Below are 14646 nucleotides of genomic sequence, written 5' to 3'. Positions count from 1 at the left end.
ATCTGCGACCACCCCAAAAAAACCTGTGGGAGCTGGCTTGCCAGCGATGGGGCCGGCACTGCCCCCCCACAACGGCGATGCACACCGCAACATCTTGTGGGAGCCAGCCTGCTGGCGATGAGGCCGGCACCGGTACACAAGGCTCAACCCAACTCGCGCAACCGCCCCTCGATGAACCGCCGCTCCGGCGCCTGCCGGGTCAGTTCCAGTGCCCGGGCATACGCCGTCCGCGCCTCGTCGGTCCGCCCCAACTGCCGGCAGAATTCCGCCCGCGCCGAATGCGCCAGGTGGTAATCCTGCAGCTCGCCGCGCTCCAGGATCCCTTCGATCAGCGTCAGCCCGGCCAGCGCCCCGTCGCGCTTGGCCACCGCCACCGCCCGGTTCAGCTCGATCACCGGCGACGGCGTCACCCGCAGCAGCACGTCGTACAGGCCGACGATCTGCGCCCAGTCGGTCTCGTCCGCCGTCGGCGCCTCGGCATGCACCGCCGCAATCGCCGCTTGCAGGCAGTACGGCCCGAACCGCCGGGTGGTCAGCGCCCGCTCGACCAGCGCGCCGCCCTCGGCGATCAATTGCGCATCCCAGCGCGTACGATCCTGGTTCTCCAGCAAAATCAGCTCGCCTTCAGGCGACGTCCGCGCCGCCCGCCGCGACTCATGCAGCAGCATCAGCGCCAACAGGCCCATGACCTCCGGCTCCGGCAACAGCTCCATCAGCAGCCGGCCGAGGCGGATCGCTTCGCGCGTCAGGTCTTCGCGCACGACCTGCGCGCCGTCGGAGGCCGAATAGCCTTCGTTGAACACCAGGTAAATCACCCGCAGCACGCTGTCCAGCCGCTCGGGCAGCTCACTCAGGCTCGGCACCTGATAGGGAATCTTCGCGTCACGGATCTTGGCCTTGGCGCGTACGATGCGCTGGGCGATCGTCGCCGGCGCGCAGAGGAACGCCCGGGCGATCTCTTCGGTGGTGAGGTCGCAGACTTCCCGCAGCGTCAGCGGCACCTGCGCATCCGCCGCCAGGGCCGGGTGGCAACAGGTGAACATCAGCCGCAGGCGGTCGTCTTCCACGTCATCGTCGCTCCACTGGGCCTGTTCCAGTTCTTCCACCTGGGCCAGCAGCCAGGGCCGCGACGCCTTGAACCGCGCACGGCGGCGCAACACGTCGATGGCCTTGAAGCGCCCGGCGGACACCAGCCAGGTGCGCGGATTGTCCGGCACGCCGTCGCGCTGCCAGCGCTCGACCGCGACGAAGAACGCCTCGTGCAAGGCTTCTTCGGCGAGGTCGAAATCACCCAGCAGACGGATCAGCGTCGCCAGGATCCGCCGCGAGTCTTCGCGGTAGACCTGCTCGACCCGCGCCTTGACCTCTGCGTCCGCCATGGGTCAGACGTTCAGCTGACGAACCGGGCGCACCTCGACGCAACCGACCCGGGCCGCCGGAATGTGGCCGGCGACCTGAATGGCTTCGTTGAGATCCCGGGCGTCGATCAGGTAGAAGCCGGCCAACTGTTCCTTGGTTTCGGCGAACGGGCCGTCGGTGACCGACACCTTGCCGTTGCGCATGCGCACCGTGGTGGCGGTCTGCACCGACTCCAGCGCCTCGGCGGCGACCATCCGGCCGCTGCCCTGGATCGACTCGGCATACGCCCAGCATTCGGCGTCTTCGGGGCTGTCGGGCGACGAGTGCAGCAAGCGCTCGTCGCTGTACACCAGGCATAGGTATTTCATCGCTCACTCCTGAACCGGACGGATCAACTATGGCCGCAGATCGGCGCTTTGGCGAACCGTGCGCCGCTTACGGCTGCACGTCGAACAAGGTCGCGCCGCTCATCGGATCGAACGGGGCCGACCAGTGCTCGTGGACGATCTTCCATGCGCCGCCCTCCTGCCGGTAGCACGCGGTGACCCGCATCCAGCAGCTCTGGGTTTCGCCCTTGTCGTTGGTGCCGCCGCAATTGGCCACCCAATGGGCGAAGGCGATTGTGTCCGCCGTCTCGATGGCGACTTCGTGGAACTCGAAGATGTGCGGGCCGGGGCACATTTCCATGCAGGCGATCCAATGCGCCCGGTAGGCGGCCTTGCCCTTGAATTGCAGGGCCTTGATCGCGTCGAAGGAGACGATGTCGTCGGCGTAGAGGGCCATGACCTTGTCCACGTCCTTGGACATGACGGCTTGGCGGTAGGTGTCGATCAGGGTCTGGATCTGCGCTTGTGCGTTCATGGGTGTTCTCCGTGATTGTTGTTGGAAGACACCCTTAGTCGTACGGCGATCCGCCGGATCGACAAGGCACGAAAATTAAATGTTTCGCCCTCACCGTGCTCGGTAGAATCCGTTGCTCCACTTCGTAGGAAAAAGGAAATTCCCGTGTCAGCCAAACTCGTGCCGTACGACAGCCTGAATGCCGCCCAGCGTCAGCAGATCGAGACGATCGAAATCCACCCCGGGCAGATCAAGTTTTCCGGCGACATCCACACCGCCCTGCAGACCCTGCGCACGAATGCCGGCGTGAAGGGTTTTGCCCTGCTGGACGACGGCGTGCCCGTCGCCTTCCTGCTGCTCAAGCGCCCGCCGGCGATGCCGGAATGGGCCGACGAGCACAGCGCCACCCTGCATGCGCTTCAGGTCGACCACCGTGCCCAGGGCCGTGGCTACGGCAAGGCCTGCCTGCAAGCGCTGCCCGAGGCCGCGCGCCAGGCCTGGCCGCAGATCAAGGGCCTGCAACTGGCGGTGGACGCCGACAACGATGCGGCCATCGCGCTGTATGCCCGGCACGGTTTCGTCGACAGCGGTCAGGCGATCCTGGGCCGGGTCGGCTACGAACGGCGCATGGGCCTGGTGTTCTGAAACCGTGGAGGGATGCACGATGATCGATTCGATTGAAGCCCTGGAAGCCCTTTACGGCCTGCCCCACGAACGTGCGGTGCGCAAGCAGATTGGCTTTCTCAACGAGGACTACCAGGCGATGGTGCGGCTCTCGCCGCTGGTGATCGTCAGCTCCGTGGGCGCCGACGGCCTCGACAGTTCACCGCGCGGCGACACGGCAGGCTTTGTGCGGATCCTCGACGAACGCACCCTGGCCCTGCCGGACCGGCCGGGCAACAACCGCATCGATACGCTGCGCAACGTGCTGCACGACCCGCGGGTGTCGCTGCTGTTCATCATTCCCGGCATCGGCGAGACGTTGCGGGTCAACGGCACGGCCGCCATCAGCGCCGATCCCGACCTGCTGGCCAGCTTCGCGGTCAACGGCAAGCCGGCGCGCACGGTCCTGCTGGTGACGGTGGAGGCGGCGTTTTTCCATTGCGCCAAAGCGTTCGTGCGCTCGGATGCGTGGAACCCGGACACCCACCTGCCGCGCTCGGCGCTGCCCAGTGCGGGGGCTTTCCACAAGCGCCTGAACGATGGCCAGTTCGACGCCGAAGCCTACGACCGGGAAGCGCCGGCGCGGGTGCAGAGCACGCTGTACTGAGCGAAGTCATGCGGTGTCTTCAATGACGCCATCGCGGGCAAGCCCGCTCCCACAGGGGACTCGGCCGGATGCAGAGTCTGCGATCACCCCGATCCAATGTGGGAGCCAGCCTGCTGGCGATGGCATCAACGCATCGTCACTCCCACAAAGAAATCCTGTGGGAGCGGGCTTGCCCGCGATAGCGGCCTGTCAGCCAACACCGCTCTCAGAGCGTCAGGATCATCTCATGCCACGCCATCCCGCCGTGGTCGGACTCGGACGGTTTGATGTAGGCAAAACCGAACCCGGCGTACAGCGGGATGTGCCGCTCTTTGCACATCAGATGGATCGTCGCCTTGCCCAGGCCGCGCATGCGCTCGATGAAGGCGGTCATCAGCAGCTTGGCCAGGCCTTGCCCCTGATAGTCCGGGTGCACCACCACCGACATGATCACCACATTGGGGCCGGCCGGGTCGTGGCCGATCAGTTCCTTGAAGGCCTCGTCCGACATCTGCACCTCGAACGCCGCACCGGCGTTGACGAACCCGGCCACGACGCCGTCCACCTCGGCGACGATGAAACCGTCCGGCCAGGTGGCGATGCGCGTGGCGATCTTCTCGCGGGTGGCGGCCTCATCGCCTTCGTAGGCGAGGGTTTCGATGGCGTAGCAGCGATCCAGGTCGGCAGCGGTGACGTGGCGGATGACGGGGTTCATGGCGGCTCGGAATCAGTGAAGACAGGGCCGCCAAGAATAAAGGAATAAGGTGTTCATATCGATCCGCATGGGCGCCGTAAAGCCTGCGTAAAAGCGCTTTTCTTCGGATTCGGGACGGTCTATTCCTGACGCCTGTCTCTGATCACCCGAGGGGGGGAACCGTTTATGAGCAGCGTGGAAATCGGTTTGTTGATGGTGTTGGGCATCAGCTTCTTCGGCTTCGTCACCCTGGGCATCGACCTGTGGCGGGCACGACGGATCAAGGGCAAGTAAGGCTCGACCGGCAGCGCGAATCGGATTCGCGCTGCCGATGGCCGATCAGGTCTTCTTTTCGACCGGGACGCAGATTTCCAGCTTGCCGGTCTTGAGCTTCGGATTGAAATCGGCGCTGTAGCGTTCCAGCTCCGGGGCGTTGAGCCCTTTGTACTCGGACGCCGGCAGCCAGGTGTTGTAGATGTAGTCAATGGTCTGCGGCAACAGATCCAGCGAACCCTTGTGTTCGAACACCGCGTACTGGCGCGGAAGGATTTCGATCCACGGATACTTTTCCTGCGGGAAGTCATCCAGCTTGCGGATTTCGACCCCGGCCATGTAATCGAAACCGCCGTTGCCGTCGAAATTGCTGCAGACGCCGTAGGTCACTTCGCCCTTCTGCCCCGGAATGTTTCCGATGTGCGGAATCAGTTTTTCCCATAGCGCGGGGATGTCTTGAACAGTCTCTTTGGTGAAGCGATCGCGAAAACCTGCAATCAGCAGGAAGTGTCCATGTTCGAAGCGAGGTTCAGCCACTTCGACGCGTTTCTGCTCATCCATGACTCGACTCCTTGAACGAAAAAAGTGGGTTCGGCTGGGAGTATAGAAGCCAAACCCGATTCGCACATTCAGAGCGAATGCAAGGCCTCGGCGGCGCCGGAACCGACGAATTCGTTATAGCCGGATACGATCACGTAGACCGCGAAATAGCAGAAGATCGCTGCAGATGCCAGGTAGGAGTAGCGCAACAGCTTGTCACCCAGCAGCTTGCCGCCATGGCTCGCGGCGAAGCACAGCCCCGCCGACCACAACAGCCCGGCGCACAGGAAACCGCCGAGGAACAGCGCCGAGCTCAAAGGGCCGCCGCCACCGGAGCGGGCGATCAACGTGCCGCCCACCGCCGCGAACCAGAGGATGGCGCTGGGCGACGACATGGCGAGAAAGATCCCGCGAAAGAATTCCTTGCGGTGGGAGTTCTGGCTCACCTGCGCCGTCTCGGCCAGCAGCGCTTCGTGGTGGATCGCCGAATAGATCATCTTCGCCGCGAAGTAGACCAACAGCGCGGAGCCACCGATCCACAGCGTCCAGCGCACGGTTTCGTACTGCAGCAGCACGGTCATCCCCGCCAGCGCCAGCACCGCGTAGACCAAATCGCCGACGCAAGTGCCGAGGCCCAGCGCGAAGCCTTGAAAATAGCCGCGCTGCATCGCCAGGGTGATCATCGCGATGTTGGCCACGCCGATATCCAGGCACAGCGAAAGGCTCAGCAAGAAGCCGCTGGTGAATTCCATTGACCGTTTTCCTTGGGAAAAAATTGTTGTCGTGCACGCTGGACAGTCTGCCACCGCTGCCCTTATCTTCCGCCACAGGTCACCGCAGTGACCAGCGTCGCTCGGACGGTTCCGGGCGCTTACGTTATCCGAGGCAACAATGGCTGAACAAGGTTCGCCGCGCCGCTTTGCGCGCATCGATCGACTCCCCCCTTACGTCTTCAACATCACCGCCGAGCTGAAGATGGCCGCCCGCCGCCGTGGCGAAGACATCATCGACCTGAGCATGGGCAACCCCGACGGCGCCACGCCGCCGCACATCGTCGAGAAACTCGTCACCGTCGCCCAGCGCGAAGACACCCACGGCTACTCGACGTCCAAGGGCATTCCGCGCCTGCGCCGGGCGATCTCCAACTGGTACAAGGAACGCTACGAGGTCGACATCGATCCGGAAAGCGAAGCCATCGTCACCATCGGCTCCAAGGAAGGCCTGGCGCACCTGATGCTGGCGACCCTGGACCAGGGCGACACGGTGCTGGTGCCCAACCCGAGCTACCCGATCCACATCTACGGTGCCGTGATCGCCGGCGCCCAGGTGCGCTCGGTGCCGCTGGTGCCCGGCGTGGACTTCTTCGCCGAGCTTGAGCGGGCCATCCGCGGCTCGATCCCGAAACCGAAGATGATGATCCTCGGCTTCCCGTCCAACCCCACCGCCCAGTGCGTGGAACTGGACTTCTTCGAACGGGTGATCGCCCTCGCCAAGCAGTACGACGTGCTGGTGGTGCACGACCTGGCCTACGCCGACATCGTCTACGACGGCTGGAAGGCCCCGTCGATCATGCAGGTGCCCGGCGCCAAGGACATCGCGGTGGAGTTCTTCACCCTGTCCAAGAGCTACAACATGGCCGGCTGGCGCATCGGCTTCATGGTCGGCAACCCGGAACTGGTCAGCGCCCTGGCGCGGATCAAGAGCTACCACGACTACGGCACCTTCACCCCGCTGCAGGTGGCGGCCATCGCGGCGCTGGAAGGCGACCAGCAATGCGTGCGCGACATCGCCGAGCAGTACCGCCAGCGGCGCAACGTGCTGGTCAAGGGCCTGCACGAACTGGGCTGGATGGTCGAGAACCCGAAGGCTTCGATGTACGTCTGGGCGAAGATCCCCGAGGCCTACGCGCACCTGGGTTCGCTGGAGTTCGCCAAGAAACTGCTGGCCGAGGCCAAGGTCTGCGTGTCGCCGGGCGTCGGTTTCGGTGAGTACGGCGACGACCACGTACGCTTCGCCCTGATCGAGAACCAGGACCGGATCCGCCAGGCCGTGCGCGGGATCCGCGGGATGTTCCGGGCGGACGGGCTGGCCCCGAAGACCGGCGCCTGATCTGGCGGCACTCAATGTGGCGAGGGCGCTTGCTCCCTCGCCGCGAAAGATCCCTGTCCCATGGCTTCAGGCACAAAAAAACCGCGTTGCTGCGGTTTTTTTGTGCCTGCCGGATCGTTTACACGAACAGCGACAGCAGCAGGATGAAGCCCAGGCCGACCACCGACAGGATGGTTTCCATCGCCGTCCAGGTCTTGAAGGTTTCCGCCACAGTCATGTTGAAGTACTGCTTGACCAGCCAGAAACCGGCGTCGTTGACGTGGGACAGGATCAGGGAACCGGCGCCGGTGGCCAGCACCAGCAGCTCACGGTTCACGCCCGGGATCATCCCCACCACCGGCACCACGATGCCGGCGCCGGTGATGGTCGCCACGGTGGCCGAACCTGTCGCGATGCGGATCACCGCCGCCACCAGCCAAGCCAGCAGGATCGGCGAGATCTGCGCGCTGACCGCCATGTGGCCGATCACGTCGCCCACGCCGCTGGTCACCAGCATCTGCTTGAAGCCGCCGCCGGCGCCGATGATCAGGATAATCGCGGCGGTCGGCGCCAGGCTCGCGTCGAGCCACTTGAGCATCTGGTTCGAGCCGATGCCCTGCTTGTAGCCGAAGGTGTACAGCGACAGCAGCAGCGCCAGCAGCAAGGCCGAGATCGGGTGGCCGATCATGTCCATCCAGGTGCGGAAGAAATGGCCGTCCGGCAGCGCCACGTCGGCGAAGGTCTTGAGCAGCATCAGGAACACCGGCAGCAGCACGGTGAGCAAGGTGATGCCGAAGCTCGGCAGGTCGGTCGAATCGGTCTCGCGGGCCAGTTGGTCCACCAGTTCCTGGTTCGGGTGACCCGGAATGTGCTTGGCGATGAACGTACCGAAGATCGGGCCGGCGATGATGGCGGTCGGCAGCGCGACGATCAGGCCGTACAGGATGGTCTTGCCGATGTCGGCGCCGAACACGCCGATGGCCAGCAGCGGGCCCGGGTGCGGCGGCACCAGGCCGTGCACGGCGGACAGGCCGGCCAGCAGCGGGATGCCGATCTTGATGATCGACACGCCGGTGCGCCGGGCGACGATGAACACCAGCGGGATCAGCAGCACGAAGCCGATCTCGAAGAACAGCGGAATGCCCACCAGGAACGCGGCGAACATCATCGCCCACTGCACCCGCTCCTTGCCGAAGGCGCGGATCAGGGTCTGGGCGATCTGGTCCGCGCCGCCGGATTCGGCCATCATCTTGCCGAGCATGGTGCCCAGCGCCAGGATGATGCCGACGAAACCGAGCACGCCGCCGAAGCCGTCCTGGAACGCCTTGATGATGGTGCCGATGGGCATGCCGGAAGTCAGGCCGAGGAACGCGGCGGCGATGGTCAGGGCGATGAAGGGGTGGATCTTGAACTTGGTGATCAGGACGATAAGCCCGATCACCGTGACCACTGCATCGAGCAGCAGGTAGGCGTCGTGGGACATGCCAAACATAGGGGGTGTCTCCTGGTTTGTTGTTGTTATTAAAGCGGGTTGATCAGAAGTCGGGAGGACAGCGCTATCTCTTCGAACACAGTCATACCGCCTGTTTCAGACCGTTGGCCAGCCACCATTGGTGGGCCTGGGCGGCCAGCTCGTCGACGCTGTGCACCGAGGCGTCGAGCGCCAGGGTCAGCGGTTCGCCCTTGGGCGATTCGAGCGTGGCGAACTGGCTTTCGATCAGCGTGGCCGGCATGAAGTGGCCCGGCCGGTGGGACACGCGGTCGGCGGCCACTTCGGGGGTCAGTTCGAGGAACACGAAGCCCAGGCCCGGCAAGGCGCTGCGCAAGCGTTCGCGGTAGGCATGCTTGAGGGCCGAGCAGGTCAGCACCGGGCGCTCGCCCAATGCGTCGACGCGGCGCAGCTCTTCGCACAGGCTGTCGAGCCAGCCGGCGCGGTCTTCATCGTTCAGGGGGATCCCCGCGCTCATCTTGTCGATGTTCGCGGCCGGATGGAAAGTATCGCCTTCAATGGCAGTGGCGCCGCTCAACTGGCACAGGGCCTGACTGACGCACGTCTTGCCGCAACCGGCAACGCCCATGATGACCAGGGCGGTGATGGGATGATTCATGTAACACCTCAGCGCGCAGACAGCGCTACCTTTGCTAGCTATGACTCTAGTGCACAGGCAGACATTGCCGACGCCTTCTTGTCGTTTTTTTGGGTTGCAGCAGGTTGATGCCCCACGCCAAAGAGCGAGGATCAGGCAAGCCTCGCTCACGCATTTGCAGCTGCAAAAGGACAGCGCTACCTTAGTGCCTTGATTTTTGTTTGGCAAGCCGCCCGATGACCACCCCCAAGAACGATAAAAACACCCGCACCACCGGCCGTCCCACCCTCAATGAAGTCGCCCGCCTGGCCGGGGTCAGCCCGATCACCGCATCGCGCGCGCTGCGCGGGGTCAGCACCGTCGCCACCGAACTGGTGGAAAAGGTGCAGAAAGCCGCCCTCGACCTCAACTACGTGGTCAACCCCGCCGCCCGCGCCCTGGCCTCGGCCCAGAGCCATTCGGTGGTGGTGCTGGTGCCTTCTTTGTCCAACCTGCTGTTCATCGACACCCTGGAAGCCATTCATCGGGTGCTGACGCCCAAGGGCTTCGAAGTGCTGATCGGCAACTTCCACTACTCCCGCGACGAAGAAGAGAAACTGCTGCGCAACTACATGGCCTACCAGCCGCGCGGCCTGCTGCTGACCGGCTTCGACCGCACCGAAAGCTCGCGGCGGATGATCGAGGCCAGCAACATCCCTTGCGTCTACATGATGGAACTGGACAGCGCCGCCGGGGTGAACTGCGTCGGTTTCTCCCAGCTCAGCGCCGGCGAGACCGCCGCCGAGCACCTGTTGTCCCGCGGGCGCAAGCGCCTGGCTTACATCGGCGCGCAGCTCGACCAGCGCACCCTGCTGCGCGGCGAAGGCTTCCGCCGCGCCGTGCAGCAGGCCGGCCTGTACGACCCGGACCTGGAGGTACTGACCCCGCGCGCCTCGTCCGTGGGCCTGGGGGGCGAGCTGTTCCTGCAACTCTTGGCGACGCACCCGGACGTCGACGCGATCTTCTTCGGCAACGACGACCTGGCCCAGGGCGCCTTGCTCGAAGCCCTGCGCCACGGGATCAAGGTGCCCGAACAGGTGGCGATCCTCGGTTTCAACGACCTGCCCGCCTCGGAACACATGGTGCCGCGCCTGAGCAGCATCAGCACCCCGCGCGAGGCCATCGGCCGGCGCGCGGCGGAACAGATGCTGACCCTGATGGCCGGCAACAACGTCGCCCGGCCGGTGGAGGACATGGGCTTCGAACTGAAGGTCCGCGAAAGCACCTGACCGCGAAAAGCCTGCTCGCGATAGCGGCGCGTCAGCGCGGCATCGGTCACTGACCGATCGCCATCGCGGGCAGACTCGCTCCTACAGGGGCAATCCGCCGGGCTCAGGAGCCCAACAACTCGACCAACGCCAGCGCCCCCTTCTGCAAGGGCTGGCGCTTGAGCCACACCGCATGCACCGGCAGCACCAGGCCGTTTTCGATGTTGCGAAAGTTCAGCCGCTTGAGCCGCCCCGCATCGAGCCACGGCTGCACCACCGACAACGGGAAGTTGCCCCAGCCCAACCCCGCCTCGACCATCTCCAGGGCCGTGGCCAGGCTGTCGGTGCGCCAGTGGGACTCGGCCACCAGCGGGCGGGTGTCGCTGACCGGCAGGTCGCGGCTGGCGACGACGATCTGCCGCACGTGCACCAGATCCTCCAGAAACAGGTCCTGCCCTTGCCACAGCGGACTGTCCGCCGCCAGGGTGGCGATCATCCGTTCGCTGCCGACGAACTGAAACCGCTCGAGCACGTTCATGCTCAGCCCGGCGAACGCCAGGCACACACTGACCCGACCGCTGTGCAGCATCGCCAGCACATCATCCTGCGGGGCGGTCAGCACTTCGACGTCCAGCAGCGGATGGCGTCCGGCGAGCACCTTGATCGCCGCCATCAGCCGGCGCCGGTCGATGTCCGCCGCCACGCCGATCGACAGCCTGCTCTCCAGCCCCAACGACAACTGCACCGCGTGCACCTGCAACTGCTTGAGCTGTTCGGCGATCAGACGTGCGTGGGGCACCAGCGACAGGGCCATCGCCGTGGGCTGCGGCTCGCGGTGATGGCGGTCGAACAGCGGATAGCCAAGTTCAGCCTCCAGGTTGCCGATGCCCATGCTCACCGCCGACGGCACCTTGCCCAAGGCCCGGGCGGCGGCGGAAAACGAGCCGCGCTCGATCACCGCCAGGAACAGTTCGATGCTGTCGCTGCTGAAATTCAAACCCATCACCTATCAATAAACCTGAAAGCTTCTGACTTTTTCTGTCATGAACATTGAAGCTATCTTTCGCCGACTTGGCCAGCCCCGCTGGCCGTCAGTCGCAAGAAAGAGGCAATCCCCATGCAAGGCGTCAAACGCAAACTGGTCTATGTGTCGCTCTACGAAGTGATCGGCATGACCTTCTCCGCCCTCGGCCTGGCGCTATTGTCCGGCACCTCCCCCGGCAGCACCGGGCCGTTGGCGGTGATCATCACCACCATCGCCGTGGCCTGGAACTTCATCTACACCTCGCTCTTCGAGCGTTGGGAAAGCCTGCAGAAGTCCCGCACGCGCACGGTCAAACGGCGCATCGCCCATGCCGTGGGTTTCCAGCTGACGCTGATCGTGTTCCTGATTCCACTGATCGCCTGGTGGATGGACATCAGCCTGGTGCAGGCCTTCCTGCTGGACCTGGCGCTGATCGTGTTCATCCCCTGCTACACGTTTGCCTTCAACTGGCTGTTCGACCGGGTGTTCGGCCTGCCGGCCTCGGCGTTGCCGGATCCGGTGGCGTGAGGGACAACGGTCAGCCACTGCCGCCGACCGGCAAAGGCTGACCGCCCAGAAAGCTGCAGCCGCACTCAACCCATTGAAAATATTGAATTTAAAAGAAGGCACGGTAATTGCTGAAGTTAACCCGACAGTCATTACCTACAGGTCAATCCATCATGTTGGTCAGTGCCAAACAACAGCAAATCATCCATCTGCCCAAGCATTTGAATGACGATGCCACCACCACTGCGGCCGCCGGTCTGCAAGGCGGCCTCGCCCCGATGCTGCAGACCCTGCAAGCCCAGGCTCAGGCGCAGAATGCCGAAACCACCGCCAAGGTGCAGGACTCGGCGACCCAGGTCGTCACCCAGCAAGTCAGCGAGGCCGCGCGCATCAGCGACAACGTCGACGAAGCCTTCGCCAAGACCCGCGTCGGCCTGCAGACCACCGACGCCTCCAACACCAAGGTCGGCGCCAAGACCGCCACCGAAGAGTTCAAGGACTACATGAGCAAGTCGCCGGAGCAGCGCCTGCGCGACAGCATCCTGCAGGAAATGGGCCTGACCGAGGACGACATCAAAAACATGCCGCCGGAGAAGCAACTGGCCGTGGCCAAGGAAATCGCCCAGCGCCTGCAGGACAAGATGAAACTGGCGCAATCGGACAAAGAGAACGTCAACGACATCAAGGACAGCGACAAGATGGCGGACAAGTTCCTCGCCTCGCTCTGAGCCCCTTGAATCGGTCGTAAAGGAAACCCCGTGGGAGCCAAAGCCAGCAGGCCGGCTCCCACAGGGATCGTAGGTGAACGCCGAATTCGCGGCCGCCGCAAGACAATGCGCGAGCCGGCCGGCGATGGCGTCAGTTCAACTGCAACGTCTCGTTGAACTGGCTGATCGCATCCACCACATGCCGCGACCCCTGCTGGATCTCGCGGATCGCATCCCCCGCCTCGTTCGCCAGCTCCACCCCCAGCCCGGTGCGGCTCAGGCTCGACTGCATGCTCGACACCGCGCTCAACGACAGGTCATGGTTCTTGCGCACCACTTCGACGATTTCCAGGGTCGCCTGACTGGTCCGCGCCGCCAGGCTGCGCACCTCGTCCGCCACCACCGCGAACCCGCGCCCGTGCTCCCCCGCCCGCGCCGCCTCGATGGCCGCGTTGAGCGCCAAGAGGTTGGTCTGGTCGGCGATGCCGCGGATGGTCTGGACGATGGTGCCGATGATGTCCGACTGCTTGCTCACCGCATCGATGCTCAGCGCCGCCTCGTTGAGGTCGCGGGAAATGTCCTGAATGATCTGCACGGTCTGCTGCACGACCTGCGAACCCTTTTGCGCGCAGGCGTCGTTTTGCACCGAAGTGCTGTGGGCCGACTCCGCAGCGGTCTGCAACGTGTTCATCTGGTGGGTGATGTCGCTGGCGAACTTCACCACTTTGTACAACCGTCCCTTGGCGTCGAACAGCGGGTTGTAGGAGGCTTCGAGGTACACCGTCTGCCCGGACTTGTTCTTGCGCTCGAAACGGTGCGAGTGATATTCGCCGCGGTTGAGCGACGCCCAGAACGCCTTGTACTGCGCCGACTCGGCCTCGGCCCGGTGACAGAACAGGCTGTGGTGGTGGCCGATGATCTCATTGAGCGAATACTGCATGGTCTTGAGGAAGTTCTCGTTGGCGGTGATGACATTGCCTTCGGGCGTGAACTCGATCACCGCCATGGATCGGCCGATCGCCGCGAGCATGTTTTCCTCTTCGTGCTCCTTGTTGACGCGGTCGGTAATGTCCGACGCCACTTTGATCACGCTGCGCACTTGTTTGTCCGGGCCGTACACCGGCATGTAACTGGCTTCGAGCCAGATTTCCCGACCGCTCTTGTGCAAGCGCAGGAACGTACCGCTGATCGGCTCCCCACGGGCCAGGTCGCGCCACAGCTTCGCGTACTCTTCGCTGCGGTAGAACGCTTCCTCGCAAAAGATCCGGTGATGCTTGCCGCGCACCTCGTCGGCACCGTAGCCCATGGTCCGGCAGAAGTTTTCGTTGGCATCCAGCACGATGCCTTCGGGGGTGAATTCGATCATGGCCATCGACCCACTGATGGCCGCCAACTTGGCGTTGGCTTCGGTCAGGGCACAACTGAAACGTTCGATTTCCTGCAGGTCAGCCTTGTGATGTAGGTTGAACATGTTTCTGTCACCTTCCGCGCGGTCTTTTGATTTGATGAAAGTTCAGGTCTTTCAAGATCCACCACTACGTTCCACAGAACAGGCACACGCCTTCCTCCACGGGAGGAAGTTGTCAGGTGATAAATGATGTTTAATCCGAGCGTCCCTGTGGCGACGTTCTTATCAAGACATCCTTCTCTTGATAGCCCGCACGCGGGCCAACCCTAACATGCACGAGAACTTCCATTTAACAGATGCTCCTTGTCGGTACAGTGTCGGTGCCTTTAATTGCGCACTCTGGCAGCTATTGTTCAGCCACTAACTGTTTGCGGTCGAATCGCATTGAGTTGCGATCGACATAGTTAGTTACACGTGAGCATAGACAGGGCAATACCCGGCGCAAGGCCATTAGTCGGCCAGTACCGAGGGCGAAATGAACAAGAAACGGTTCAGCGCAAGGGACGCGGAGAAGGAAACCGGGTGAAGTGTGTCGCCCCTGCTCCAGACCTGCCGGAGCGACAACATGGATCAGGCCAAGGGGCGTTTTGACGGAAGCCATCGCCAGCAGGCCGGCGCCCACC

General features: G+C 63.7%; 15 protein-coding genes and 2 pseudogenes. 6 read left to right on the top strand and 11 right to left on the bottom strand.

The window, feature by feature from the left end:
- Positions 1–143 precede the first annotated feature (143 nt).
- The 3 genes from CAG41_RS05160 to CAG41_RS05150 all read right to left on the bottom strand — a co-directional run bounded on the left by CAG41_RS05160 (position 144) and on the right by CAG41_RS05150 (position 2220).
- The gene (locus CAG41_RS05160) at positions 144–1379 is read right to left on the bottom strand and encodes an RNA polymerase sigma factor (protein ID WP_085580620.1); all 1236 of its coding nucleotides are present in this window, start codon (positions 1377–1379) and stop codon (positions 144–146) included.
- A 3-nt stretch (positions 1380–1382) separates the two neighbouring features.
- Positions 1383–1727 (bottom strand): YciI family protein, encoded by a 345-nt coding sequence (locus CAG41_RS05155; RefSeq protein ID WP_085580618.1) that lies wholly within the window; start codon positions 1725–1727, stop codon positions 1383–1385.
- A gap of 67 nt (positions 1728–1794) precedes the next feature.
- Positions 1795–2220 (bottom strand): nuclear transport factor 2 family protein, encoded by a 426-nt coding sequence (locus CAG41_RS05150; RefSeq protein ID WP_085580616.1) that lies wholly within the window; start codon positions 2218–2220, stop codon positions 1795–1797.
- 144 nt (positions 2221–2364) lie between these two features.
- On the opposite strand from CAG41_RS05150, the gene CAG41_RS05145 reads away from it, so the two are divergent.
- Together CAG41_RS05145 and CAG41_RS05140 are read left to right on the top strand one after the other, a co-directional pair.
- Positions 2365–2844 (top strand): GNAT family N-acetyltransferase, encoded by a 480-nt coding sequence (locus tag CAG41_RS05145; RefSeq protein ID WP_085706756.1) that lies wholly within the window; start codon positions 2365–2367, stop codon positions 2842–2844.
- Between the two features lie 19 nt (positions 2845–2863).
- Positions 2864–3469: a pyridoxamine 5'-phosphate oxidase family protein gene (locus tag CAG41_RS05140; protein WP_085580612.1), complete on the top strand. Its 606-nt coding sequence runs from the start codon at positions 2864–2866 to the stop codon at positions 3467–3469.
- Positions 3470–3674: 205 nt separating this feature from the next.
- On the opposite strand, the gene CAG41_RS05135 is transcribed toward CAG41_RS05140, so the two are convergent.
- The 3 genes from CAG41_RS05135 to CAG41_RS05125 form a co-directional block, all read right to left on the bottom strand.
- Complete coding sequence (locus CAG41_RS05135; protein WP_085636640.1) at positions 3675–4163, bottom strand: GNAT family N-acetyltransferase; 489 nt, start codon at positions 4161–4163, stop codon at positions 3675–3677.
- 318 nt (positions 4164–4481) lie between these two features.
- On the bottom strand, positions 4482–4976 hold the full coding sequence (locus CAG41_RS05130; RefSeq protein ID WP_085580608.1) for a GyrI-like domain-containing protein: 495 nt from the start codon (positions 4974–4976) through the stop codon (positions 4482–4484).
- Positions 4977–5044: 68 nt separating this feature from the next.
- Entirely contained in the window at positions 5045–5707 is a 663-nt protein-coding gene (locus CAG41_RS05125) for a LysE family translocator (protein WP_085580605.1), read from the bottom strand.
- A 139-nt stretch (positions 5708–5846) separates the two neighbouring features.
- On the opposite strand from CAG41_RS05125, the gene alaC reads away from it, so the two are divergent.
- The gene (gene alaC / locus CAG41_RS05120; RefSeq protein WP_085580603.1) at positions 5847–7064 is read left to right on the top strand and encodes an alanine transaminase; all 1218 of its coding nucleotides are present in this window, start codon (positions 5847–5849) and stop codon (positions 7062–7064) included.
- A 118-nt stretch (positions 7065–7182) separates the two neighbouring features.
- Here alaC and CAG41_RS05115 read toward each other — a convergent pair whose 3' ends face one another.
- Positions 7183–8535: a GntP family permease gene (locus CAG41_RS05115; protein ID WP_085580601.1), complete on the bottom strand. Its 1353-nt coding sequence runs from the start codon at positions 8533–8535 to the stop codon at positions 7183–7185.
- A gap of 82 nt (positions 8536–8617) precedes the next feature.
- Positions 8618–9151, bottom strand: a complete 534-nt coding sequence (locus CAG41_RS05110) for a gluconokinase (protein WP_085580599.1) — start codon at positions 9149–9151, stop codon at positions 8618–8620.
- Between the two features lie 215 nt (positions 9152–9366).
- On the opposite strand from CAG41_RS05110, the gene CAG41_RS05105 reads away from it, so the two are divergent.
- A complete protein-coding gene (locus tag CAG41_RS05105; RefSeq protein ID WP_085706755.1) occupies positions 9367–10398 on the top strand; it encodes a LacI family DNA-binding transcriptional regulator in 1032 nt (343 codons plus the stop codon).
- Between the two features lie 103 nt (positions 10399–10501).
- On the opposite strand, the gene CAG41_RS05100 is transcribed toward CAG41_RS05105, so the two are convergent.
- Positions 10502–11374 (bottom strand): LysR family transcriptional regulator, encoded by an 873-nt coding sequence (locus tag CAG41_RS05100; protein WP_085580644.1) that lies wholly within the window; start codon positions 11372–11374, stop codon positions 10502–10504.
- A gap of 120 nt (positions 11375–11494) precedes the next feature.
- Between CAG41_RS05100 and CAG41_RS05095 the strand changes: the two genes are divergently transcribed.
- Entirely contained in the window at positions 11495–11929 is a 435-nt protein-coding gene (locus CAG41_RS05095) for a PACE efflux transporter (RefSeq protein ID WP_085706754.1), read from the top strand.
- A 152-nt stretch (positions 11930–12081) separates the two neighbouring features.
- On the top strand, positions 12082–12636 hold the full coding sequence (locus tag CAG41_RS05090; RefSeq protein ID WP_085706753.1) for a hypothetical protein: 555 nt from the start codon (positions 12082–12084) through the stop codon (positions 12634–12636).
- Positions 12637–12766: 130 nt separating this feature from the next.
- Here CAG41_RS05090 and CAG41_RS29110 read toward each other — a convergent pair.
- Together CAG41_RS29110 and CAG41_RS29105 are read right to left on the bottom strand one after the other, a co-directional pair.
- A pseudogene (locus tag CAG41_RS29110) lies at positions 12767–13198 on the bottom strand (methyl-accepting chemotaxis protein); the annotation flags it as partial.
- A gap of 117 nt (positions 13199–13315) precedes the next feature.
- A pseudogene (locus tag CAG41_RS29105) lies at positions 13316–13981 on the bottom strand (PAS domain-containing protein); the annotation flags it as partial.
- Between the last annotated feature and the right edge of the window lie 665 nt (positions 13982–14646).

Origin of the sequence: Pseudomonas sp. B35(2017), assembly GCF_002113645.1 — a bacterium.
GTDB classification, from domain to species: domain Bacteria; phylum Pseudomonadota; class Gammaproteobacteria; order Pseudomonadales; family Pseudomonadaceae; genus Aquipseudomonas; species Aquipseudomonas ekonensis.
Note: the sequence above shows the minus strand (reverse complement) of the source record. Positions and strands in the feature narration are given on the sequence as shown.

Coding starts and splice junctions, on each gene's coding strand:
- CAG41_RS05090 (WP_085706753.1), top strand. CDS start 12,082: ATGTTGGTCAGTGCCAAACAACAGCAAATCATCCATCTGCCCAAGCAT.
- CAG41_RS05115 (WP_085580601.1), bottom strand. CDS start 8,535: ATGTTTGGCATGTCCCACGACGCCTACCTGCTGCTCGATGCAGTGGTC.
- CAG41_RS05155 (WP_085580618.1), bottom strand. CDS start 1,727: ATGAAATACCTATGCCTGGTGTACAGCGACGAGCGCTTGCTGCACTCG.
- CAG41_RS05140 (WP_085580612.1), top strand. CDS start 2,864: ATGATCGATTCGATTGAAGCCCTGGAAGCCCTTTACGGCCTGCCCCAC.
- CAG41_RS05130 (WP_085580608.1), bottom strand. CDS start 4,976: ATGGATGAGCAGAAACGCGTCGAAGTGGCTGAACCTCGCTTCGAACAT.
- alaC (WP_085580603.1), top strand. CDS start 5,847: ATGGCTGAACAAGGTTCGCCGCGCCGCTTTGCGCGCATCGATCGACTC.
- CAG41_RS05095 (WP_085706754.1), top strand. CDS start 11,495: ATGCAAGGCGTCAAACGCAAACTGGTCTATGTGTCGCTCTACGAAGTG.
- CAG41_RS05150 (WP_085580616.1), bottom strand. CDS start 2,220: ATGAACGCACAAGCGCAGATCCAGACCCTGATCGACACCTACCGCCAA.
- CAG41_RS05135 (WP_085636640.1), bottom strand. CDS start 4,163: ATGAACCCCGTCATCCGCCACGTCACCGCTGCCGACCTGGATCGCTGC.
- CAG41_RS05110 (WP_085580599.1), bottom strand. CDS start 9,151: ATGAATCATCCCATCACCGCCCTGGTCATCATGGGCGTTGCCGGTTGC.
- CAG41_RS05105 (WP_085706755.1), top strand. CDS start 9,367: ATGACCACCCCCAAGAACGATAAAAACACCCGCACCACCGGCCGTCCC.
- CAG41_RS05160 (WP_085580620.1), bottom strand. CDS start 1,379: ATGGCGGACGCAGAGGTCAAGGCGCGGGTCGAGCAGGTCTACCGCGAA.
- CAG41_RS05125 (WP_085580605.1), bottom strand. CDS start 5,707: ATGGAATTCACCAGCGGCTTCTTGCTGAGCCTTTCGCTGTGCCTGGAT.